Here is a 21,967-nt window from a genome sequence, read left to right as displayed (position 1 = left end):
GTCCGAAGGTGCACCACGGAACAAGGCGGCAGAGTTCAGCGCATGCCGATCTTGGGGATGGAGAAGTTGTACTGGCCCGTGGACGCGCCCGTGGACACCTGGAATCCGAACACGAAGAACTGGAACATGGTGTGTTCGGCTGCCGTCATGTAGACTGTGTACTGAATGGTTGGCGTCGCACCCGCGTAATCCGTGGAGATGTCGTTGCATCCAACCCCGGTGCAGTTGTGCCACGTCTTAATGACATAGGCGTACATGTTGTAGTGCGCATCGGTGGAGACCGACGACACCACCGAGCTTGGCCGGATCACCTCGATGCGCACAGGGACGGGGCTGGCCGTGCCCACCATGTTGGTCCTGGTTATGGACAACAGGCCCGGGCGCCCCGAGCCTCCGGGATCGTTGTCGGTCCCGTCGGGGTTGAAGGGCCTGTAGTCGGTCTTGTCGTTGGCGTAGCCCAGGTTATGCACGTTGTCGTCGAAGCCGTAGTAGGACGACGTGGCGTAGGAGTTGGTGGGCGCCGCGGCTGCGGTGGTGATGGTCCAGGTGCTTCCCCAGAAGATGTTGGCGATGTGGTGGTTGTCCGGATCGTTGCGCCCGTCGCTGCTCACCGTGGGGGAGCCGGAGTGCCCGCTGTTGGTGTAGATGTCGAATTCCACCCCCATCTTGGGCGGACGTATGCCCAGGCCGTTGCCCCAGTAGGGGTAGCCCGGTCCGGCGTAGCCCAGGAACGATCCGTGGGACACGCCTGCTGGCGGCCCTCCCGCGTCGCGCGGGGTGTTCCAGGTGCCGTTCTTGATGGAGAACACGAATCCGTCGGCGGCGGAGCCCGAAGAGATGCTGTAGGTGAAATACACCCGGAAGCCGTTGAGCAGGCTGCCTATGCCGTTGGTGAAGTTGGCGCTGGCGATGGAGTTGCCGCTCCCCGCGAACCTCGGGTCGAAGCTGATGCCGGCTGTGTAGTCGTTGAGCGAGCTGGCGTTGACGGACACGCCCGTGGGCGTGGCCACGGCCGTGCCGGGCTTGGACTGGACGATGTAGATGCCCGTGCCGCTGTTGGGGGCGTTGATGACGTTGGTGACGGAGTAGTTGGCCTCGAATTTCGTGCCCGCGTTCACGGTGCCCACGGAAGTGACCACGTAGTCGTAGGCGTTGGACGCGCTGACCGACACGGAAAGGGTTATCTTCTGGTTGGTCGGAAGCCCCGTGGTGATGACCCGTCCGTCGAGGGTGGTGAGCGCGTTGTTGGTGGCGCCGCTCAGGATGTCCGAGGCGTAGTTGCTGGCGTAGTTCATGCCGGATTCGGCCAGCAGGCGGGCCTGGGTGTCGAAGGTGAGCATCATCTCGTTTTTGCGGGCCGTGGAGAAGATGTTCAGGACGGCCCCGGACAAGGCCGCGATGATGGTGATGGCGGCAATCACCCAGATCAGTGAAAAGCCCCCCTGGTTTCCGACGCCGCTGGATTCATGCCTGTTCATGGCTCTGGCCTCGATCTATTGGAAGCGCTGCGTATTCAGCTCGATCTTCGCCGTGTACGTCTTCGTCACCGTGATCCTGGCCCCCTTCACCTGCACCGAGAGCGAGATACCCACGGGAACGGCGGGGCTGGTCGTATAGTTGGGGGCCGTGACCGCGAACCCCGTCCCGGAGACGACGTTGTTCAGGAGCGTATTCCCGTTGAGCTGCAGGTTCGTTCCCGACAGCTGGATGGTGGATTGCGTCGCGTCCGTGCGGTAGTAGTACGTTATGCTGGAGGCCGCGAACGTATAGGCCCGCTTGGTGTCCATGTTGGCTATCTCGTGCGTGATTCGCGTGAGCGCTCCCTGGATGTTCTCCTCGGCAGCGGACACGTTGCGCTCCTGTATCATCCCCTCGACGATGTTGAAGAGAATAGCCAGGCTCCCGGCCGCGACCATGCTCAGGATCACCAGCGTGATGATCACCTCCAGAAGGGTCGCCCCCCGCTCGGATATTCTCTCTTTTTTCATAACTGCTTCGTGAAGACGTACGTCACGCTCTGCCCGGAGGCGTTGTCCTTGATGGTCACCTTGAGGGCGGTGTCCAGATCCGTCGGATCGAACTTGAAGGTGTTGTCCTTGGTGATGGTCTGGCTCGAGCTGAGCCCGTAATTGCCGCTGGCTATCCTGGTGTTGAGCTGCGACAGGTCGTGCAGGTACGTGCCGTTGCTGTTGTAGTCGGCCACGATGCTGGCCATGATGGTCTGCACGCTGAGCGGCGTGTTCATGAAGCCGAAGGGATCGGTGCCGCGCGTCACGCTCGGCTTGAAGAAGGGAACCACCATGGCCGCCATCACCGAGATCAAAATGAGGGTGATGATCAGCTCGATCAGGGTGAATCCGCTCGTTTTCATGCGCCCCCCTTTCACGGAACGAACCCTGTGCCCGTCGTGATCGTCACGGGGCTGGAGGGGTAGCCGGTCACCGCGTAGGACAATGTCCCCGTAGGCTGGCCCCGGTTGTCGAAGGTGGTGGTGCCCGCCGCGACTCCGGCGGTGGTGAAGGCGATGGTGTAACTTGTCGGGGTCGCTGTGTTGCGCTGCACGGTGAGGGTGGAGCCGGCCACCTGGAGCTGCCAGGTGTATATGTCCGACAGGGCCCGGGTGCGGACGTAGCGCAAGGTGGACTTGAGGGTCTCGGCGTCGGAGATGGCGTCGGCGTTCAGGTTGGAGAAGCGCGGCAGGGCCACCGCCGCAAGAACCCCGATGAGGATCAGGACGATGGTCAGCTCTTTGAGGGTCACACCCTTCTGGCCGTCGAAATTTCTGCTGTCCTTGCGAGGGGTCATGGTTTTCGCCTTTGGGGCTCGCTTACACCCTGCTCGTCCCGCATCCGGCCATCCGGACCGGCCCTCTGCCTGTTTACAAGCCGCTTACGCTCTCACGATACTCTCCCTGCTCGAATCCGCCAAGGTCCCTCAGCGCACTCAAGCCGGGCGGAACCATCTGGTCCCGCCCGGCTGAAGCTTTCAGTCTGTGCCGTCAGGCTGGGCTGTTACTGAAGGGTGATGGTCTTGACCGTCGGATCGGGCACCAGGGCCTTCACCTTGGCCACCTGCCCGTTAATCGGGTCGGGAGCGGTGGCCAGGGTCACGGTGATGCCGCTGGCGGCGGCAGTGTAGGTCACGGTGAAGTCGCCCACGGTGGTGTAGCCGGGCACCGACAGGTTGGTGGCCAGGGTGGCCATGTCAGAGAAGGTGCCCTTCAGCAGTTCCTGGGAGTACTCCATGGTCACGTTGGAGGCGCCGGCGGCGATGGCGCCCTGAATGGCGTTCTTCGCAGCAGAGGTCTGCATGTCGAGGTACTTGGGGATGGCCACGGCGGCCAACATGCCGACGATAACCAGGACGGCGATAACTTCGATCAGGGTGAAGCCGCTTTGAGCCTTGCCGGTGTTGATGGTGCGGGTGGTGGTGTTCATGACTGTTCCTCCAAAAGAGTGTTGTGAAATTTGTGTCCGCCTCCCCCGAGGCGTCCCTCTCCTTGCCCTTTCGCCCCTGGAAGGCGTTTGTCCGCTTGGGCATCGTCGCCGGTTTGCCGTGCGCCGATGCTAGCCATAAAGCATTCGCCGTGCCAACTTCGCAGCGACACAGCTAACATATTGAAGTAAAACAATTTGATGCTCGATCGCGCAGCTAGTTGCGCGATATATACCCTCTGTTTCCTCCAATTCGCGGAGGCCGGGCAACATGCCTCGGTGCTTCGACAATCCCCCTTGCACCACGCTTGCGCACGAAAATGAAGCCATGCCGGGGGTTACCGATGCAGGGCCGGCTTCAGGCCTGTTCGGCGTTACAGGCGAAAATTTCGCAGGACTTCGCATTCTTGGAGCCTCAAATTTTCGGGAATTGGGGGCGGGCAAAGACGTCCACGCGCAACGAGAGCAGGGTTTTCCGAGAGGATGCCGAGCCAGCCCTGCGGAAACACAAGAAATAAACAACAATAGACTGTCAGCGGAGGGTGAAAATTTAACTGTTTTATCGCCTCGTGACCGCCCGGAGCTTCCGGGCCAGGGCCGGTTACCGGGTGTGGGAAGGCGGGACGGAGGGCTCGGGGACCAGACAGGCGAAGGCGATTCGGAGCCAGGCTTCACGCCCGCCGCCGAATCCTGGCCGTTTTAGGAGGCAGCCCTTTCAGAGAAGGTCAGTTACGCTTGTACGAGGCAGGGTCCACACCGTACTTCTTCACCCGATGCCAGAGGCTGCGCTCCTTGATGCCGAGTATCTCGGCAGCGCGCACCTGCACCCCGTTGCACCTGACCAGGGCGGCGATGATGAGCCCCTTCTCGATCTCCTCGAGGCGTTCGTCCAGGTCCTTGGCGCGGCTTTCGGGCATGATCGGCAACTGCGGCTCCGAGGCCGACACCAGGCGCACCTGGGACGGAAGATGCTCGGCCAGGACGACCTCGTGCTCCCCGGCCAGCACTGCGGCGCGCTCGAGGGTGTTGCGCAGCTCACGCACGTTGCCGGGCCAGGCGTAGGCCATGAGCAGCTGCAACGCCTCGGTGGCGATGGTGAGCCCTGGCCCGAAGCGCTCCAGGAAATGCGTGGCCAGCAGCGGGATGTCCTCCGGGCGCACCCGGAGGGGCGGCAGCAGCAAGGGGAAGACGTTGAGCCGGTGGTAGAGGTCCTCGCGGAACTCGTTTTTGCCGATCATCTCCTGGAGGTTCTTGTTGGTGGCCGCCACCAGCCGGACGTTGAAGCGCACGGGTTTGTCCCCGCCCACCCGCTCGGCCTCGCCGTTCTCCAGGGCGCGAAGGATCTTGGCCTGGGTTTCGATGGGCATGTCCCCGATCTCGTCCAGGAAGAGCGTGCCCCCGCTGGCCTGCTCGAACTTGCCCTTCTTGGCCGCGATGGCCCCGGTGAAGGCCCCCTTCTCGTGCCCGAAGAGCTCGCTCTCCATGAGTCCGGGGGGGATGGCCGCGCAGTTCACGGCCACGAAGGGCTTGTCCTTGCGCTTGGAGTGGGCGTGGACGGTGTTGGCGAACAGGTCCTTGCCGGTGCCGGATTCGCCGGTGAGCAGCACCGTGGCGTCGGAGGGGGCCACCTTGGCCACCTGGGCCAGCACCCCACGCAGGGCCCGGCTCTCGCCGATGATTTCAGGGAAGAGCGCCTTGGCGTCCAGGCTCTCCAGCACGTGGGTGACGTGCTCGAACATCTTGTCCAGGGCGTCGATCTCGGCACCCCGGGCCCTCTCCATCTTTTCGGCGGGCTCCTTGAGCATGGGCAGGTTCTTGGCCCGGCCCAGGAACTGCTTCACGGGCCTGAGCACCAGCCTGCCCAGCAGCATGGCCACCCCGAACACCGTAAGCCCGGTCCCGGCAGCAGAGGCGTAGCCGAACTGAACCCTGGTGAGCCCCGCCAGGTAGCCGAGCTCCCGGACGGCCGTCAGCCCCAGGACGAACAGCGCAGCAAGCCCGCCCAGGATGAAGGGGATGAGCACCCCCAGGGAGATGTCCACGCGCATTCGCTGGAACATTCATTTCACCATCTTGGTCATGTCCCACATGGGCATGTAGATGGCCAGGGCGAAGAAACCCACCACTCCGGCCAGGCCGAGGACCAGAATGGGGTTGATGGCGGCTGACAGGCTGGCCACGGCGTAGGCCACCTCGTCGTCGTAATGGTTGGCCACGGCCTGGAGCATCTCCTCCAGGTTGCCGGACTCCTCGCCCACGGAGACCATGTTGATGACCATGGGAGTGAAATGCTTGGTGTGGCGGAAGGGCGGGGCCAGGCCACGGCCTTCCTTGAGCTGCTCCTTGATCTGGGCGAATTCGAGGGCGATGGCCGCGTTGCCGATAGTGCCGCCCAGAATGTCCAGGATGGCGAGCACGGACACGCCGCTGGCCTGGAGAATGGCGAAGATGGCCGCGAACCGGGCCATGGCGGCCTTGGTGAACAGCGGTCCGAACACGGGCACCCGCAGCCAGAAGCGGTCCCAGACGAGCCTGCCGCGCTCGGTCTTGAGCACCCTGATGAACCCCCAGATGAAGGCGATGACCCCCACCAGCACGAAATACCCGTAGTCCGCGAAAAAGTTGTACATGTTGATGGCGATGACCGTGGGCCAGGGAAGCTCGATCTTCGCGTTGGCGAAGATGCCCACGAACTTGGGGATCACGAAGGTCAGGAGCACGTAAAACGCCAGCGCCAGGACGATCACCACGGTGATGGGGTATTGCAACGCGGAGTTGATGTCCGCCTTGACCTTGTGCTCGTGCTCGATGAGGTAAATGAGCCGGTGCAGCACCTCCGGCAGCGCTCCGGACTCCTCGCCCGCCTTCACCATGTTGCGGTACAGGTTGGAGAACACCTTCGGGTGGGCCGAGAAGGCCTCGAAGAGCGTCTTTCCCTGCTTGATGTCGGCGTTCATCTCGCCGCATATCCGCTTGAGCTTCAGGTTCTCGGACTGCTCTTCGAGAATCCTGAGTATGTCCAGGATGGAGATGCCCGCCTGCATCATCGTCCTGAACTGCTTCGTGAACAGGATGATTTCCTTGACCTTGACCTTGGTCAGGTCAACCTGCTTTTCCGCCCACCACGCGGAAAGCCCCGCCGGCCGAGCCCCCTGGGTGATGGACACGGGAATGTAGCCCATGGACAAAAGCTTGCGTTGGGCGCTTTCGGCCGAGTCCGCTTCCAGCGTTCCCGTGACCGTACGGCCGGTTTCGCTCAGAGCCTGGTAGGAAAAGGAGGGCATCGCGTTATTTGAGGATGACTCTGAGTCCCGAGGGAGTCTTTTCCACCTGCGGCCGGACAGGCCCGACCGAGGCGTCCTTGAGATAGACCGCCACCCTCAGCTTATCCGGATGAACGGCGCTGCGCACTTTGTCAATACGTTCCGAGCCCACGGGCAGCTCCCGGTCCGCGCGGCGCTCCCAGTTGCCGGGGAGATCCACCAGGATTCGCGCGGGGTTGGGCTTGAATCCGGACTCGAAACGGTCAACGGGATAATCGGTAAGTATTTCCAACGTCTCCACGCCGTCCACGGCCGAGAGCCGCACCCCGGTGAAGCGGGGCGGCCCCTGCTCGCGCGGGGATTTCGCCCCGGAAGGCTCGCCTGAGGGCTGCATGGCGGCCTCGGAGGCCGGACCGCCAGGCTGGCCCAACTGGCTGGACAGGGCGGCCGCGGATTCCTGCGCAGGCGCGCCCGTCTGGGCCGCGTTCCCCGGCTGCCCCTGTTGGTCCTGCTGGCCGCTCGCGCTCGGCGTCACCGGGCCGGAAACGCCCCGGGAGTCCCCGGCCAGGGCGTCCTGCTGCGACGCGTCCTGGGCTTGCGGCGCTGGTTTCGGCGGGGTTCCCGGGCCGGACACCGCGCCCCCCCCTGCGGAACTGTCCGCTGTGGTTGCCCCGGCACCACCCTGGGCTGCGCCCTTGTCCCGGTCCGGGCGGAACCAGGAAGCCACATCCGGCAGGGATATTCCGGCCACGGCGCCCTTGAGGCGGCGTAGGTCCAGGCTGTCGCCTCCGAAGTACATTCCGGCTCCGGCAGCCAACACGAGAAGCGCCAACACGGCGGCCGCCGTCCTGGGCCAGCGCCTGCGCCTGGGCAGGCCCAGGGTGCGCCAGCGCATGCAGCTGCGCACCACGCCCCAGGTGACGCGGGGGCGCTCCTTGATGATCACCGCCAGAAGCGCCTGATGGCACAACTGCACGATCTGGCGCGGAAAGCCGTCCGTGGCCAGGTACACCGCCAAAAGCGCCCAGAAGCTGAAGAGCCCCTCGGGGGAGATGTCCTTGGAGCACATGGCCAGGCGGGCCTGGATGAGCTCGCGGGTGTCCTGGAAATCCAGGGGGCCGATGCGGAAGCGCAGGTTCACCCGGTCGGCCAGGTTGGCCTTGGCCTCCAGGATGGGCTCGAACTCCAGCTGCCCGAAGATCACGATCTGCAGGAGCTTGTGCTCGTTGGTCTCGAAATTGAGCAGCTCGCGCAGGATCTCCAGGCATTCGAGCGACATCTTCTGGCCTTCGTCCACGATGAGGGCCACCAACTGGTCCTCTTCCACGGCAAGGCCCCAGAGGGTGTTCTTGATGTGCTCGCGCAGCTGCCAGTCGCTGGCGGCCCGGGCCTCCCCTCCATCCATCCCGAAGCAGCCGCAAAGATAGACCAGAAACTCTCGCGCGTCCGAAAAGGACGGGTCCAGCACCAGATGGGTCACCACCCCCTGGCGCTCCCCCAGAAGGCGGATGAGCTGGCGGCACAGGGTGGTCTTGCCCGTTCCCACGTGCCCGGTGACCACGCACAGGCCGCGCTTCAAACGCAGGGCGATCTCCAGGGCCTGGAGGCATTCCCGGTGCTGCTTGGTGCGGTAGAACAGGTCCGGGTCCGGCGAGTTGGAAAAGGGCTCGCGGCGCAGATTCAAGAGTTCGAAATAACGCATGTCAGCCGCCGACCCTCCCTGTCTGCGGCGCGGACGCGGGCGGCCCCATGGGGATGGGCTGTCTATCAGGCGACCTGGACGGACCGGATTGCCCGGTGGGTGCGCCCGGCGCGGAAGGGGCCAGTCCGGGCGGCGGCGGGGCGGAGGGCTGCTGGGAAGGGCTCTTGAGCACCGTGGGGGTGATGAACACCAGGATGTCCTGCTTGGTGCTGTCATTGTTGGTGTTCTTGAATAGGTAGCCCGCCCCGGGGATGTCCTTGAGGCCGGGGAATCCCTGCTCGCTCTTGGTCTTGGAGTGCTTGGCCAGGCCGGAAATGATGATTGTCGCCCCGTCCTCAACGATGAGGGTGGTGTTGGTCTCCTTCTTGCGGATGGGGGGGTTGCCCTGCACCCATTGGCTCTGGTCGGTGACCACCTCGTCGTTCTTGATGATGAGCTTCATGCGCACGTTCTTCTCGTCGATGACGTGGGGAGTCATCTCCAGGCGCAGCACGGCGTCGATGAACTGCACGTTGGTGCCGTTCTGGGACACGGTGACGTAGGGAACGCGTTCGCCGTTCTCGGTGAAGGCCATGTCGTTGTCCAGGGTGGTGAGGGACGGCTCGGAGACGATGTTGAGCTTGCCCTCCTTGGCCAGAGCGGTCAGCTGCATCTGCAGGATGTTGCCGTTCAGCAAGCCCCACATGAAGTTGAGCGCCGTGCCCTGGGCGCCCAGGCCCGTGCCCGACCCGTTGATGGAGGCCGGATAGTTGAAGGCGTAGCCGTAGCTGGAGGGTCCCAGGCCGTAGATGGGGGTCAGGGTCCGGGTGCCGTCGGTAGCCACGGAGACGTTGTTGCCGGAAAGCACGTAGCCGCGGTTGCCGTTGGCGTCCGGCTGGGTCTTGAAGAAGCCGCCCCACTGGAAGCCCAGGTCGAAGAGCGATTCGCGCGAGGCCTCCACGATGAACGCCTTGAGGTGCACCTGCAGGCGCGGTTCGTCCAGCTTCTCAACGAGCTTCACCAGCATCTCGGCGTGCTCGCGGGTGGCCTGGATGATGATGGAGTTGGAGTGCTTGTCGGCGACCACCAATCCCTTGATCTTGCCGGCCAGCTCGTCCGAGCCGCCCGGCGCGCCGCCCGGCGCGGCCCCCGGCGCCGCTCCAGGTGCGCCGGCCGGAGCCGTGGACGAGGCCAGATACCCCTTGAGGGTCTTTTCCAGCTCCGTCACGTCGGCGTAGTTCACCTGTACCTTGGCCGTGACCACCGGCTCCACGGTCTTGAGCTTTTCGTTCTGGGTCATCTTCTCGGCCACGGCCTTCTTCATCTCGTTCTGGCCCTTCATGTCCTCGAGGGTCATGACCCGGATGATCTCGCCGTCCCAGTCGTAGGAGAGGCCGTTGGCGTTGAGGATGGAGTTGAACGCCTGATCCCAGGGCGTCTCGCTGACGTTCAGGTTCACCTTGTATTTGCCCTGGCTCTCGGGGGCCTGCAGCGAGGCCGACAGGATGATGTTCTGGTTGGCGATGCGCGCCATGGAGCGCAGCACGGCCTGGAGATCGGTATTGTAGAAGTTGAGCGACACGCGCATGACGGGCAGGTTGCGCTTAGGGACGTCGGCGGCCTTGCCGTCGCCCTTCACCTGCAGCTGGGAGAAATCCACCTTGCGCGGTTCGGGAGTGTAGGTCTTGTCCTTGGTCTCTTCGGCCAGGTTCTGCCATTTCTCGATGAAGGGCTCCTTCTCCGGTTTCTTGGCGCAGGCGGCCAGACCGGCGATCAGAACGGCCGCCAGCACGATATGCAGAACCGGAACCCTCGGACGCATCATGTGGTTCATTCTCTGTTTCCTTGGCGCTTCTCGCCGCGCCTTCCCTAATGGCCCGCGAAGAAGCTGGGGTCCTGATAGGGGATGCGTACCTTGTTCTTGCGGACGAGGCCCTGAAGCACTACGGCCTCGGGCGAAATCTCGGACACCTCGAATCCGCCGCTCTCCAGCTGCTCGCCCACCTGGTATTCCCGGCCGTTGATCACAGCCAGGCTGCGCTCGCCCACGCGTACGAAACCGGTGAAATGGAACTTGTCGCGGTCCACCTGGGCCTCGGGATCGGGCGGTTTGGGCGACAGGGGGTCGCGGGGCCAGGGCTTCTGGGCGTTGTTCACGGCCTGTATCTCGCGCGGGGAGAGCTGGATGCGCTCCAGCGACTGCAGCTGGGATTCGGCCGCCTTCTTGGAGTCGGCCAGTTGCTGGGGCGTCATCTCCGGCGACCGGGGCGCGGACGACGGCCAGAGCAGGTACACGGCCGCCACCAGAATGGCCGCGCCCATGCCCCCCAGGAGAATTTTTTCGCGCTTCGAGACGTCCATGCCCTACTCCGCCGCCAGCCAGACCTTGACGGTCACGTCCCGGGGTCCGCTTCCGGGCTGCAGATTGAATGATTCGATGTTCTCGTAGCTGGGCATCATGGCCAGCTCGCCCAGGAAAGTCCGTATCTGCTCCAGGGTGCCCCGCACGTGGATGTTCACCGCCAGGAACTTGGAGCCCTTGCCCAGGGAACCCGGGTCCGGGGTCACGGACTGGACCTCCAGCCCGGTCTTCACGATGAATTGGGCCAGGGAGTCGGTGAGTTCCGAGACGTCCTTCTGTCCCAGGCTCTGCCTCTCGGGAAGCTTCGGGGCGGCGGCCCCTCCGGCTTTGGCGATGGCCAGCATTTTCAAATAGATGGGATGAAGCGCCCCCTGCTCCTCAATGCGGAAGCGGGTCTGCTCCATCTGCCGGTCAAGGTCCTGCAGGCTTTTCTGCATGGGCAGGATGCCCAGCAGCACGAACAGCACGAGCACTCCCGAGCCGATCAGCAGGTACAGGGCGGTCTTGGGCGGCAGGCTGCCGAAGCCGGAACGGGGAGCCATCAGCGCCTCACCTGGCAGGTCAGAGTGAATCTCAGAACGTCCTCCCCGGCCGCGGTCAGTTCCAGGGAACGCTTGCTCACGGACGGCTCGCCCAGGAGGGGCGAGGTGCGCAGGCGCACCAGATACGCCGACAGAAGCGATTCGAGTATCTGGCTGTCGCCCTTGACGTATCCTTCCAGGGTCAGGGTGTCCAGATTCTCGCGGGTGTTCGGCTTGAGGCCGGGCTTGGGCTGGCCCGGCTTGGCCTGGGCGTCCTGGGCGGCCCCGAGCTGGGGCTGTTCGTCAGGGGTGCCCAGGTCCAGGGTCACGTTGAAGAGCCGGACGTTCTCCGGGGTGAGATCGGTCACGTCCCGCAGCACGGCGGAGGCCAGGTTGCGGGCGGCGAAGCGGCGCATGTTGTCCACGGACTGGCGCACCTTGCTGCCGGTGCCCAGAAGAAGCGGCATGTCCACGAGAGGCTGGTACTCCCCGAGCCGGCGTTCCAGGGCGCTCAGTTCCTCGCGCTTCCAGTACGCCTGGGTCTGCTGCCAGACGAGCACCCCAAGCATGGATACGGCCGCGCCCAGCCAGCACAGGGCCACTATCTTGTTGAGTCCGGCGACGCGGTCCTCCTCCTCCTTCTGCTTGTATGTGTAGAGGAGGTTGCAGGCGGAGCGGACGGCCCAGGTCAGGCCCAGCACCAGGCTGTAGGGCAGGCGTTCGGCCAGGGTCAGCGAAGGGGCGGCGATCTGGAGCCTGCCCAGGTTGTCCGGGGACAGGGGGTCCAGGTGCGAGCAGGGCACGCCGAGCTTTTCGGAAAGGTGATCCAGAAGTCCCGGCTCGGCCCCCAGGGGGCCGCTCAGGATTAGGCTGCCCACCTGCTCGTTGCCCAGGGTGACGGCATGGTGGGAGAAGGTCATCTGCACCTGGCGCAGCAGGCGTTCCCAGGCGGGCTTGAGCATCTCCAGGATGTCCCCGCTGGAGAAATCGCGCCCCGGATGCCCCGGGGGAAGCCCTTCGCGGCCGCCGGCCAGGTTCTCGAGCAGCAGCCGGGCCTCGTCCACGGAAAGTCCCTTGGGCCGGACCGTTTCGGCCGGGGCCCCGCCGTCCATGGATTCGAGCTCGATGGTGATGGCGGGCGAGAAGACCGGCTCCTCCGGCACCACTGCCACGGCCTCGCCGGGCTGCGGCTCGGGTTCCGCCTTTGGTGCGCTCGGGGTGTATTCCTTGGATTCGTCCGACAGGGCCTGGGCCATGGCCGAAAGCCCGCCCTTGAGCACGCGTACGAACTGGAGTGCGCCGCCTCCGAAAATTTCCAGGCGGGAGTAATCGCCGCCCAGGTGCAGGCAGGCCCTGGTCTGGCCGCCGTTTTCCACCCAGCCGCCGCGCAGCAGGTCGCGCATGGCGATGGAGGGCAGGGTCAGTCCCGCCAAGGGGTAACCCGCCTGGAGGAACAGGTTGCGCAGCTTCTCGAACTCCTCGCGCTTCACCGTGTAGGCCAGCACGGAGAGCTTGGGCGCCCCCTTTTCCATGATCTCGCCTTGGAGCTCGTAGTCGAAAACCACCTCGGCGTCGTCGAAGGCGGCTTCCTTCCTGGCGGTCCAGTAGATGGCGTTGGTGAGCTGTTTCTTGCCGGTCTTGGGCACCTGCAGGAAGCGCAGGTCCGCGCTCTCACCGGACACCATGGCCCAGACGTCGGCGTCGGCCTTGCCCAGGAACTCCTTGAGGGCCAGGCGCAGCACCAGGGAAAGTTCCGGGGCGTCTGGCCCCTGTTCGGGGATGGAGACCGTCTTGAATTCCAGGGAGCGGGCGCGCCCCGACGCCAGGGTGAGCTTGACCATGCGCACCTGGCTGTCGGTCACTTCCACCCCGATGCGCACGTTCTTGGAGCTTGCCTGCGCCACACCGCCCTTTTTCCACGGCACGGTAAAGCCCCAGCGCGATTTCGGCGCCAACGGCTGCGGCGCGGGAGAGTCCCCCCCGCCACCCTTCTTTCCCGTGCCCCGGATCAACTCCAGGAGCTTTTCGGTGGACGATGCTTTGGGAGATGTATCCACTGCCGAACGCTCCGATCCATTTTGCCTGTCGTTTGGTTTTATCGATGGCGATTTGCAGGAAAAAGTCAAGTGTTCATGTGTCTCCGCAATGTAAATTCCAATGCCTGGGCACCGTATTGGAACCCCTTCCGCACGCACCGGACAGGCCTCGGAACCATGTGGCAGCTCGTGTGTCCGTCCCGTTCATGCAAAGCACAAATTCATGCCGTCTGGGGGAAAGTCCATGCTGCTCCATGCGATGATGCTCGATGAAGCGGCCGTTGACGGGCATTTCGCTTCCCGGCCTCCATTTTTTGAAGACATCCCCGCATGGCCATCACCCGCAGCGCCGTATCGTCACTGCAATTGTTCCGGCGCACCTTCGACGCAAGAGACCCCCGGCTTGATTACAGATTGGAAATGAACCGCAGAAAGCGACGATCACGCGCGGCCCGGGCCGCGCGAACTCCCATTGGACTGGCGGCCTCAATGGTGTATAGTCCCGGACAAGAATCACACGGGGGGGAGCCCATGGCCCAGATCGACGCCTTTTTTTCCATGATGAACGAACTGGGTGCCTCGGACCTGCACCTGTCCAGCGGCTCCCAGCCCATCATCAGGCTGCACGGCGTGCTCCAGCGGGTGAAGTTCAAGCTGCTCGACCATGAGGACTTGAAAAAGCTCCTCTACGAGATCACTCCTGAGCCCAAGATCAAGGAATTCGAGGAGACCGGCGACGTGGACTTCGCCTACGCCGTGCCAGGACTCTCGCGCTACCGCGTGAACTTCTTCCTGCAGAGCCGGGGCATCGCGGCGGCCTTCCGCACCATCCCCGAACGGGTGCTCTCCCTGGAGGAGCTGGGCATGCCCCCCATCCTCAAGGAGTTCTGCAAACTGCCCAAGGGCCTGGTTCTGGTCACGGGCCCGACCGGCTCGGGCAAGTCCACCACCCTTGCGGCCATGATCGACTTCATCAACACCCAGCGCCAGGAGCACATCCTCACCATCGAGGACCCCATCGAATTCCTGCATCAGCCCAAGAACTGCCTCATCAACCAGCGCGAGGTGGGGCGCGACACCAAGAGCTTCACGTCCGCCCTGCGCGGGGCCCTGCGCGAGGACCCCGACGTCATCCTGGTGGGCGAAATGCGCGACCTGGAAACCATCCGCCTGGCCCTGGAAGCCGCCGAGACCGGCCACCTGGTGTTCTCCACCCTGCACACCATCAGCGCCTCAAAGACCGTGGACCGCATCATCGAGGTCTTCCCCGGCGACCAGCAGGAGCAGATCCGCTCGGCACTGTCGGAGTCGCTGCGCGGCGTGGTGGCCCAGACGCTCTTCAAGCGCGTGGACAAGCCCGGCCGGGCCGCCGCCCTGGAGATACTGGTAGCCCTGCCCTCAGTGCGCAACCTCATCCGCGAGAAACGCACCTTCCAGATCAACTCCGTCATCGAGACCGGCAAGAACCAGGGCATGCAGACCCTGGACGAAGCCATCATGGAACTCCACACCGCCCGCAAAATCTCCGCCGAGGACGCCTACAACAAGGCCGTCCAGAAGTCGCGCTTCAAGGAACTCCTGCCCCAGCCGCCCAGCGGCCTGGACGAATAGGCCAAAGCCCATGCTCAGATCGCACTTCGACCACCTGATCGGCCTGGCCCTGGCCCAGGCCCCCTCGCTCTCGGACATCCTCTTCACCGTGGGCAAGCGTGTCCAGGCGGAGCAGCACGGTGAACTGAGGGACATGGACCTGCCCATCGGCCCCCTGGTGGCCCGCCAGACCGAAGCCATGGCCCAGGTGCTCATGGGACGCAGCGTCAGGCTCTACCGCGACCTGGTGGTCAAGGGTTCCTGCGACCTCTCCTACGAGCACCCCTCGCGCATCCGCTTCCGCGTGAACATCTTCTGGCAGCGCGGGTCCATCGCCCTGGTGCTCAGGCAGCTCTCCTCCCAGGCCCCCACCATGGCCCAGTTGAACCTCCCGGCCCTGTTCTCGGACATGGCCAAGGAAAAGTTCGGCCTCATTCTCGTCACCGGCGCCACCGGCACGGGCAAGTCCACGTCGCTGGCCGCGCTGATCGACGAGATCAACGAGAAAAAGGCCGTGCACATCGTCACCCTGGAGGACCCCGTCGAGTTCGTGCACCCCCACAAGCGCGGCACCGTGAACCAGCGCGAACTGGGCCAGGACTTCGACAGCTTCGCCTCGGGCCTGCGGGCCGCCTTGCGCCAGGCCCCCAAGGTGATCCTGGTGGGCGAAATGCGCGACCGCGAGACCGTGGAGACCGCCCTCCAGGCCGCCGAGACCGGCCACCTGGTGCTTGGCACCCTGCATACCTCGGACACCGGCCAGACCATCAACCGCATCATCGGCATGTTCGATTCCAGCGAAGAGCAGCTCATCCGCCAGCGCCTGGGTGCCAGCCTCAAGTTCGTGGTGTCCCAGCGGCTCATGCCCAAGGTGGGCGGCGGGCGCGTGGCGGCCTTCGAAATCCTGCGCAACAACCTCCAGGTGCGCGAGCTCATCTTAACCGGCGAATCCGGGGACAAAACATACTACGGCGCGGTGGAGTCCGGCTCCACTTTCGGCATGTTCACCTTCGACCAGTACCTGCTTTCGCTCTACGAGAAGAACCTCATCGACCGGGACACCGCCCTGGCCAACGCCACGGACCGGGCCAAGCTGACCCTGGCCATCGACCAGGTCCGCCTGGCCCGGGGCGAAAAGGTCTCGGACCTGGGCGAACTCAAGCTGGACCTGGACTACAACAGCGGAAACGGCGGGGAGGACGGGCAATGAACGCTCAGCGCCCCGTGCCCGGCGGACATTTCGACCCTGAACTGGGGTCGCGGGGCGGCGCACCCGCCCGGAGGGAAGACGCATGAACGGCCAGCAACCGGCCATCGAGCCTGAACTGATCCCCTACGGCATGAAGGCGGTGCTCCTGTGCCTGGACGACGGTCCCTGGCACGAAGGCGCGAAAGCCTATTTCACGGCCCAGGGATATTACCTGATGGACGAACCCGACCCGGCGCGGGCCGCGGCCAAACTCAGGCTCAACGCCCTGGACGTGGCCGTGGTGGGGGAAGAGAAATCCGAGGCGCTGGAGGAGGTGCACTCGCGCCCGGGGCTCAAACGCCGGGACACGGCGCTCTTCGTGGTGGGCGCCCAGCCCAGCCTGGACTCGTGGGCGGCCTTCGCCAGCGGGGCCGACTGGGTGCTGAACACGGCCGACGCAGCCCGCGCCGCCGAGTTTCTGTCCGAGGCCCTCAAGCGCCAGGAGGCAAGCCGCGAGCCGTGGAGGCTGGCCCAGGAGTAACGAGTCGTCGCCGGGCAGCCCTCGAACGGACGCAGCTCAAGGACCTCACCTAGCGCCCTGGGGAATCCCGCCGGCTTGCGCAGTGCGTCCGTGACGGGTAGAAATTCCACAGCTGTTCCATTCCTCATCCGGAAGGTACCGTGCATCCGCCCCGCACCATCCTCGTTTCGGTCATCGTGTTGGTCGCCCTGGCGGGCGGGCTGGCGGCCCTGGAATACGGCAGGCTCACCACGGGATTCTACTCCCAGGTAGCCCTGTCCGAGGGGCGCGGCGTCCGCGACCGCCTGAGCATCCTCCTGTCCGCCCCGCTTTCCGCCCAGAGCCTCACCGCCAAGCTCCTCTCCCAGGCCGGGCCTGACGGCCCCGCTCCGGACAGCGCCGAAATGCTGCTGCTTTCGGCCCTGGCGGACGAGCAGACCATCAGCTCGGCGGCCATCCTGGACGGCAAGGGGGTCTTCGCCATGGCCTCGCGGACCGGGAACGGGCTCATCCTGTACATCCGCCCCGGCCAGTCCGGGGGAGGCAAGCTCGAATCGCTCGGGCCGGACATGCAACCGGCAGCCTCCCCGGCCATCACCCGGGCCCAAATCGAAGAGCACGGACTCATGCTCGCACAGGTCGTGAAGAACCGCTCCGGAAACTGGCCCGCCTGGACGGAAAGCCACGCCGTCCCGGGCCAGCCGGACCCGTCGCTTTCGGCCGTGGTTCCGGCCGGTCCCGGCGGGGACGATTCCAGGCTGCTGGCCTTCAGCTTCGGCGTGGCCTCTCTCCGGAGCGCCCTGTCCCAGGACGTGCCCGAAGGCGCGCGCGTGCTCGTCTTCACCCACGACGGGCATGTCCTGGATGCCGGCGGCAGAGAGGAGCAGGCCCAGACCGCCGGCCGTTCCGCCCCGCTGTTCCTCCCCTACGCCCAAAGCGGCGACGCGGTGCTCTCCGGGGCCATGGCCGCCTGGCTGCGGGACGGGCGCCCCGCCTCGGAGGCGTTTTCCTTCCAGGCGGACGCCAAGACGTGGTGGGCCTCGCTCACGCCCCTGGCCGAGGGCGAGGACAAGACGTCCGTCGGGCTGGCGCTGTCCCAGGAGTCGCTTCTGGGGCTCATGTTCGAGGGCCGCAGGGCCCCCCTGATCATCGGATCGGGCCTGGCGCTGGCCCTGGCCCTGCTGCTGGTGCTGGCGCTCCAGTCGCGGCGTCGCGCCAAGTCCTCCGGCGCTCCCTTCTTCGAGACCGAGCGCGAGATACGCGAGCTGCTGGACAAGGGGGAGGGCGAGCGCCTGGAATTCAAGTCCACCCTGCGCTTCAACCTGGCCGCGGGCAAGCCCGGCAAGGAGATCGAGCTGGCCTCTCTCAAGACCCTGACCGCGTTCATGAACACGGACGGAGGGGTGCTGGCCGTGGGCGTGGACGACCAGGGCCGGACCGTGGGCCTGGAGGCCGACGGCTTCGAGAACGACGACCACGCCCTGCGCCATTTCAGCTCGCTCTTCGCCCAGCACATCGGGGTGGAATTTTTGCCCTACGCCACCTTCGCCCTGCGCGAGGTGGATGGCCGCAAAATCCTCCTGGTGGAGTGCCGCAAGTCCAAAGAGCCGGTAATCTTGAAGGGCGGCAAGGACGAGGAGTTCTACGTGCGCGCCGGGCCGTCCAGCCGCAGGCTGTCGCTGTCGGAGTTCATGCGCCGGGTGGTCAAGTAACTCCGCCCGGGCCGCTCTAGCCGCCCTGTCGGGACGCAAGTCTAGGCGCTCCCGAAAAAGCCGGGCTCCTGTCCGCGTGCTCCAGCATGATCCGGCGCACTTCCTGTATGACCAGGGGATGCTCGTGCGCCCCGTGCCCGGACTTGACCACCAGCTCTGAAACTGCTCCCGGCATGGAGGAGCTCCAGTAAGGCACCACCCCGTCCGAACCACCCTTCACCCCTGCGGCCTCCTCGTTGCCGATGATGGAGTGGTAGGGCACCGCCACGGGCAGGCCGGCTGAGGTGACCAGCATGGGGTTCTTGGGCGAAAGGGCGTCGATGCCGGTGAGCGCGCTCTCGAGCGGCAGTTTGCCGTGCGCGGCCAAGGCCTTCAACAGGGTGCCGCCCATGGCCGCCAGCTTCACGGGCAGAGTGACCAAAGCCCTGCCGATCTGCCCGATGGTGCCCAGGGCCATTTCCGAGCCGCGGTGGGGCGTGGCGATGAACACGGCCTCGGTCACATAGGGCAGGGGTTTGAAGAAGAAGACTCTGCTCACCAGTTCCCGGGTCTCGGGCGGAACATCCAGCTCACCTGCCGGCACCTTGGACACGCTGTTCCACAGGGCCTCGCCGCTGTCCTGGACCATGGCCTTGGTCAACAGCCCGCCCATGCTGTGGCCCACAATGATCATGTCGTTGAAGAACGGGTTTGTCCCGTCCGGATCAAAGGTCTGGCGCGCCTTTTCCAGGGACTGGCGAAGCGTCAGGGCGGAATAGAACACCGGGTTGCCGGTGGGGTAGGAGAAGTACCAGAACTGGTAGCGTTCCCGGAGCTTGGGGTCGCCCATGAGGCCGTTGATCATGGGCAGCCAGGTCATGGGTGAGCTGATGAGCCCATGGACGAATACCACGGGTATCTTGTCCTTCTGGTAGGGCTGCAGCATATACAGGCCCTGAACGTCCTTGAGGGCGTCCGGGTCCATGAGGCCCTTGATGCCCTGGGGCGAGGGAGCGTGGGCGGCCATCCAGGCCAGGGGCGTGGTGGTGTCCGTCTCCAGCGGCACCACCGCGTCGCCCACCCGCACGGTGCTTTCGCGCATGGGGTCGTACAGCTCAATGCGCGCTCCGTACACCTGCGCGCCGGACTCGCCTGGGGCGGGCTCCGTCTCGATGCGGAGAAAGAACGTGGCGGCCAACACTTGGCGGATACGGCTGAGGAAGCGCTCCTCCGGGCGGATTTCCTCCCCGTCCCGGGCTTCCCGCACAAGGATGAGGGGCGCTCCCAGCCCGGGCGCGGAGTAGCTCACGTCCAGGCCCGAGACCGAATACTCGAAGGCCAGGTGGAAGGAGGAGAAATCCTCGGGGGCGAAGGGCAGCCCGCTTTTCCTTTCCTTGAGTTCCAGGCTCCCTACGGCCAGGGGCAGGCGCCTGCCCTGCACGAAGCGGATGTTCTCGCGCCGGGCGAACAAAAGGTAGCGCGACAGGGACCGGTTGTGGAACTCGCTGGCCAGCCGAGTGTTGGTCGCCAGAAGCCCCTTCTCGGGGGTCGCCTTGGGGTCGAACAAGAACAGGTAGGCGTAGAGGGCGCAGGACAGATCGTAGGCGGCGGCCTTCCCTCGCTGGGAAGCGAGCCTGCGAGCCTGGAGATGGGTCAGTTCCATCAGGGCCAGCAGCGTGCCCGGCCCGGGGTCCTCGCGGTACTTGGCGTCCAGGCGGGCGATCAACCCCTCAGGATTTGCACGCCACTCTTCAAACAGGTCGCGCTGCTTGAGGAAGCCCAGAGTCATCTCGCTTGGGCGGTCCGAGTCCAGGGCGCTACGGTCCAGGGCGGCGTAGCGCTGGGAGATGTCGGTGGGCTTTATGGCCACGCCGGCGCAGCCGGCCAGGCCGACGGCCATCAGCAGAAGAAAGAGTGAAATCCTGAGGGCGGCAGTCATGTGAGGTTCCCTGCCTGTCGTTGAGGTGGGTAAGCCCCCGTGCGCTGCTACATGAAGGCAATTGTCGCCGCTTCCTCGATGGTTGTGAAACCGGCCACCACCTTGGAAAGCGCGTCCATCTTGAGGGTGGAGAAGGCTCCGGCCTCCACCGCGGCCTGCTCGATCTCGCGGGCCGAGGCCTTGCGCAGGATGAGGTCCTGCACCAGGTCGTCCACGTAGAGCACCTCGTACACGCCCACGCGCCCGGCGTAGCCCAGGCCGTTGCAGTCCGGGCAGCCCTTGCCGCGCATGAACACCACATCCTTCAGATGGCGCATCTCGAACACGTCCAGGAGCTCCTTGGGGGGCTGGTAGGGCTCCTTGCACTTGGGGCAGATGCGCCGCACCAGCCGCTGCCCCACCACCACCGCCAGGGTGGACGCGATGAGGAACGGCTCGATGCCCATCTCGGAAAGGCGCGTCAGGGCCTGGCAGGCCGAGTTGGTGTGCACCGTGGAGAGCACCTGGTGGCCGGTCAGGGCCGACTGCACGGCGATCTGCGCCGTTTCTCCGTCCCGGATTTCGCCCACCATGATCACGTCCGGGTCCTGGCGCAGGATGGCCCGCAGGCCCGAGGCGAAGGTCATGCCCGCGCGCACGTTCAGCTGCACCTGCCGGATGGTCTCGATGCGGTATTCCACCGGGTCTTCCAGGGTGATGATGTTCACCCCGGGCTGGTCCATCTGGCGCAATGCCGCATAGAGAAGCGTGGTCTTGCCCGAGCCGGTGGGGCCAGTGGCCAGGATCATTCCGAAGGGGCGGTCCATGCCCTTCTGGAGCTTGCGCCGATCCTCCTCGCTGACCCCGAGCTCGTCCATGGAGCCGCCGCGCGAGGAGCGCGTGAGCAGGCGCAGCACCAGGTTCTCCCCGTGGATGGTGGGCAGCGTGGAGGCGCGCACGTTGACCTCCTTGCCGTCCAGCACGAAGGAGAAGCGCCCGTCCTGAGGGATGCGGGTGATGGTGATGTCCATGTTGGCCAGGAGCTTCAGGCGCGACAGCACCGTCAGGAACACCGACTTTGGGGGCGTTGGAAACTCGCGCAGCTCGCCGTCGATGCGAAAGCGCATCTGGATGGTGGCGGCCATGGGGGAGAGGTGGATATCCGAGGCGCGCTCGCGCACGGCCTGGGCCAGTATCTGGTTCACCAGGCGCACCACCGGGGCTTCCTGCACCGCGGACTGCAGCGCCCCGGCCAGGTCCATCCCCTCGTCGGCCTCGTCGCCGGACTGCACCGTGAGCTCGTCGATGATGCCCAGCATGTCCCCCAGGTGGGACTGCACCCCGTACTGCCCGGCCATGAGCTCTTCCAGCTCGGCCTTGGTGCAGAACACGGGCTCCACCTCCAGCAGGGCCACGCGCTCCACCTGGTCCAGGCGGTTGATGGACTCCGGATCGGCCGTGACCACGTAGAGGACGTTCCGGTCGAGCTTTACCGGCACCAGGTCCAACTTGCGGGCCAGATCCTCGGGCAGGACTTCCTTGAGGGTCTTGTCCAGCGGGTACTTCTCGGCGGTATACTTATCGATCTTGAGTTCCCGGCTGATGAAGTCGATGAGCTCGTTCTCGTTGAGCCGCCCCTGGTGCATGAGGTACTCCACGATCTTCCAGCCCGACTTGCGCTGGATCTGCCGGACCTGATCCACCTCTGATTTGGTGACCAGCCCGGAATCGACAAGTTTTTCGTGGAGTGCCTTCATACCGA

18 protein-coding genes are annotated in these 21,967 nt (G+C 65.1%); 4 read left to right on the top strand and 14 right to left on the bottom strand.

All coding sequences use genetic code 11. The annotated features are described in order from the left end of the window. Positions 1-35: 35 nt before the first annotated feature. From ML540_RS02140 to ML540_RS02085, 12 genes are all read right to left on the bottom strand, one after another. Positions 36-1,478 carry a hypothetical protein gene (locus tag ML540_RS02140; RefSeq protein ID WP_243358218.1) on the bottom strand — a complete coding sequence of 481 codons (1,443 nt, stop codon included), beginning with the start codon at positions 1,476-1,478 and terminating at the stop codon, positions 36-38. A gap of 15 nt (positions 1,479-1,493) precedes the next feature. After that, the gene (locus tag ML540_RS02135) at positions 1,494-1,988 is read right to left on the bottom strand and encodes a PulJ/GspJ family protein (protein ID WP_243358216.1); all 495 of its coding nucleotides are present in this window, start codon (positions 1,986-1,988) and stop codon (positions 1,494-1,496) included. After that, positions 1,985-2,371: a prepilin-type N-terminal cleavage/methylation domain-containing protein gene (locus tag ML540_RS02130; RefSeq protein ID WP_243358214.1), complete on the bottom strand. Its 387-nt coding sequence runs from the start codon at positions 2,369-2,371 to the stop codon at positions 1,985-1,987. Before ML540_RS02130 ends, ML540_RS02135 begins: the two co-directional genes overlap by 4 nt. A gap of 11 nt (positions 2,372-2,382) precedes the next feature. Next, complete coding sequence (locus ML540_RS02125; RefSeq protein WP_243358213.1) at positions 2,383-2,805, bottom strand: prepilin-type N-terminal cleavage/methylation domain-containing protein; 423 nt, start codon at positions 2,803-2,805, stop codon at positions 2,383-2,385. 206 nt (positions 2,806-3,011) lie between these two features. Further along, positions 3,012-3,437: a pilin gene (locus tag ML540_RS17725; RefSeq protein ID WP_279343199.1), complete on the bottom strand. Its 426-nt coding sequence runs from the start codon at positions 3,435-3,437 to the stop codon at positions 3,012-3,014. Between the two features lie 722 nt (positions 3,438-4,159). After that, the gene (locus tag ML540_RS02115) at positions 4,160-5,494 is read right to left on the bottom strand and encodes a sigma-54 interaction domain-containing protein (RefSeq protein ID WP_243358212.1); all 1,335 of its coding nucleotides are present in this window, start codon (positions 5,492-5,494) and stop codon (positions 4,160-4,162) included. Next, positions 5,495-6,718, bottom strand: a complete 1,224-nt coding sequence (locus ML540_RS02110; RefSeq protein ID WP_243358211.1) for a type II secretion system F family protein — start codon at positions 6,716-6,718, stop codon at positions 5,495-5,497. 4 nt (positions 6,719-6,722) lie between these two features. Then, positions 6,723-8,399 carry an AAA family ATPase gene (locus ML540_RS02105; RefSeq protein ID WP_243358210.1) on the bottom strand — a complete coding sequence of 559 codons (1,677 nt, stop codon included), beginning with the start codon at positions 8,397-8,399 and terminating at the stop codon, positions 6,723-6,725. Position 8,400: 1 nt separating this feature from the next. After that, the gene (gene pilQ, locus ML540_RS02100) at positions 8,401-10,212 is read right to left on the bottom strand and encodes a type IV pilus secretin PilQ (protein ID WP_243358209.1); all 1,812 of its coding nucleotides are present in this window, start codon (positions 10,210-10,212) and stop codon (positions 8,401-8,403) included. Positions 10,213-10,247: 35 nt separating this feature from the next. Further along, on the bottom strand, positions 10,248-10,739 hold the full coding sequence (locus tag ML540_RS02095; RefSeq protein WP_243358208.1) for a hypothetical protein: 492 nt from the start codon (positions 10,737-10,739) through the stop codon (positions 10,248-10,250). Between the two features lie 3 nt (positions 10,740-10,742). Then, complete coding sequence (gene pilO / locus ML540_RS02090; RefSeq protein ID WP_243358207.1) at positions 10,743-11,282, bottom strand: type 4a pilus biogenesis protein PilO; 540 nt, start codon at positions 11,280-11,282, stop codon at positions 10,743-10,745. Next, positions 11,282-13,165, bottom strand: coding sequence for a type IV pilus biogenesis protein PilM (locus ML540_RS02085; protein WP_243358206.1), 1,884 nt, complete (start codon positions 13,163-13,165; stop codon positions 11,282-11,284). The genes pilO and ML540_RS02085 overlap by 1 nt, the downstream gene beginning before the upstream one ends. Positions 13,166-13,828: 663 nt before the next feature. On the opposite strand from ML540_RS02085, the gene ML540_RS02080 reads away from it, so the two are divergent. The 4 genes from ML540_RS02080 to ML540_RS17890 all read left to right on the top strand — a co-directional run bounded on the left by ML540_RS02080 (position 13,829) and on the right by ML540_RS17890 (position 18,308). Then, complete coding sequence (locus ML540_RS02080; protein WP_243358205.1) at positions 13,829-14,908, top strand: type IV pilus twitching motility protein PilT; 1,080 nt, start codon at positions 13,829-13,831, stop codon at positions 14,906-14,908. Positions 14,909-14,918: 10 nt separating this feature from the next. Then, positions 14,919-16,097 (top strand): type IV pilus twitching motility protein PilT, encoded by a 1,179-nt coding sequence (locus tag ML540_RS02075; RefSeq protein ID WP_243358204.1) that lies wholly within the window; start codon positions 14,919-14,921, stop codon positions 16,095-16,097. An 82-nt stretch (positions 16,098-16,179) separates the two neighbouring features. Beyond that, complete coding sequence (locus ML540_RS02070; protein ID WP_243358202.1) at positions 16,180-16,617, top strand: hypothetical protein; 438 nt, start codon at positions 16,180-16,182, stop codon at positions 16,615-16,617. 140 nt (positions 16,618-16,757) lie between these two features. Further along, positions 16,758-18,308 (top strand): AlbA family DNA-binding domain-containing protein, encoded by a 1,551-nt coding sequence (locus tag ML540_RS17890; RefSeq protein ID WP_243358201.1) that lies wholly within the window; start codon positions 16,758-16,760, stop codon positions 18,306-18,308. A gap of 16 nt (positions 18,309-18,324) precedes the next feature. On the opposite strand, the gene ML540_RS02060 is transcribed toward ML540_RS17890, so the two are convergent. Next, positions 18,325-20,226 carry an esterase/lipase family protein gene (locus ML540_RS02060; RefSeq protein ID WP_243358200.1) on the bottom strand — a complete coding sequence of 634 codons (1,902 nt, stop codon included), beginning with the start codon at positions 20,224-20,226 and terminating at the stop codon, positions 18,325-18,327. 47 nt (positions 20,227-20,273) lie between these two features. Continuing rightward, entirely contained in the window at positions 20,274-21,962 is a 1,689-nt protein-coding gene (locus ML540_RS02055) for a GspE/PulE family protein (RefSeq protein WP_243358199.1), read from the bottom strand. Positions 21,963-21,967: the final 5 nt, after the last annotated feature.

This window comes from Fundidesulfovibrio terrae (assembly GCF_022808915.1).
GTDB classification, from domain to species: Bacteria; Desulfobacterota; Desulfovibrionia; order Desulfovibrionales; family Desulfovibrionaceae; genus Fundidesulfovibrio; species Fundidesulfovibrio terrae.
The sequence above is the reverse complement of the archived record's forward strand: the minus strand, read 5'-3'. Positions and strand labels throughout refer to the sequence as shown.

What these genes read in the sequence shown, in the direction of transcription:
- ML540_RS02125 (WP_243358213.1), bottom strand. Translation starts at nt 2,805, where the DNA reads ATGACCCCTCGCAAGGACAGCAGAAATTTCGACGGCCAGAAGGGTGTG.
- ML540_RS02060 (WP_243358200.1), bottom strand. Translation starts at nt 20,226, where the DNA reads ATGACTGCCGCCCTCAGGATTTCACTCTTTCTTCTGCTGATGGCCGTC.
- ML540_RS02135 (WP_243358216.1), bottom strand. Translation starts at nt 1,988, where the DNA reads ATGAAAAAAGAGAGAATATCCGAGCGGGGGGCGACCCTTCTGGAGGTG.
- ML540_RS02095 (WP_243358208.1), bottom strand. Translation starts at nt 10,739, where the DNA reads ATGGACGTCTCGAAGCGCGAAAAAATTCTCCTGGGGGGCATGGGCGCG.
- ML540_RS02110 (WP_243358211.1), bottom strand. Translation starts at nt 6,718, where the DNA reads ATGCCCTCCTTTTCCTACCAGGCTCTGAGCGAAACCGGCCGTACGGTC.
- ML540_RS02080 (WP_243358205.1), top strand. Translation starts at nt 13,829, where the DNA reads ATGGCCCAGATCGACGCCTTTTTTTCCATGATGAACGAACTGGGTGCC.
- ML540_RS02130 (WP_243358214.1), bottom strand. Translation starts at nt 2,371, where the DNA reads ATGAAAACGAGCGGATTCACCCTGATCGAGCTGATCATCACCCTCATT.
- ML540_RS02115 (WP_243358212.1), bottom strand. Translation starts at nt 5,494, where the DNA reads ATGTTCCAGCGAATGCGCGTGGACATCTCCCTGGGGGTGCTCATCCCC.
- ML540_RS17725 (WP_279343199.1), bottom strand. Translation starts at nt 3,437, where the DNA reads ATGAACACCACCACCCGCACCATCAACACCGGCAAGGCTCAAAGCGGC.
- ML540_RS02070 (WP_243358202.1), top strand. Translation starts at nt 16,180, where the DNA reads ATGAACGGCCAGCAACCGGCCATCGAGCCTGAACTGATCCCCTACGGC.
- ML540_RS02055 (WP_243358199.1), bottom strand. Translation starts at nt 21,962, where the DNA reads ATGAAGGCACTCCACGAAAAACTTGTCGATTCCGGGCTGGTCACCAAA.
- ML540_RS02105 (WP_243358210.1), bottom strand. Translation starts at nt 8,399, where the DNA reads ATGCGTTATTTCGAACTCTTGAATCTGCGCCGCGAGCCCTTTTCCAAC.
- ML540_RS02140 (WP_243358218.1), bottom strand. Translation starts at nt 1,478, where the DNA reads ATGAACAGGCATGAATCCAGCGGCGTCGGAAACCAGGGGGGCTTTTCA.
- pilQ (WP_243358209.1), bottom strand. Translation starts at nt 10,212, where the DNA reads ATGAACCACATGATGCGTCCGAGGGTTCCGGTTCTGCATATCGTGCTG.
- ML540_RS02075 (WP_243358204.1), top strand. Translation starts at nt 14,919, where the DNA reads ATGCTCAGATCGCACTTCGACCACCTGATCGGCCTGGCCCTGGCCCAG.
- pilO (WP_243358207.1), bottom strand. Translation starts at nt 11,282, where the DNA reads ATGGCTCCCCGTTCCGGCTTCGGCAGCCTGCCGCCCAAGACCGCCCTG.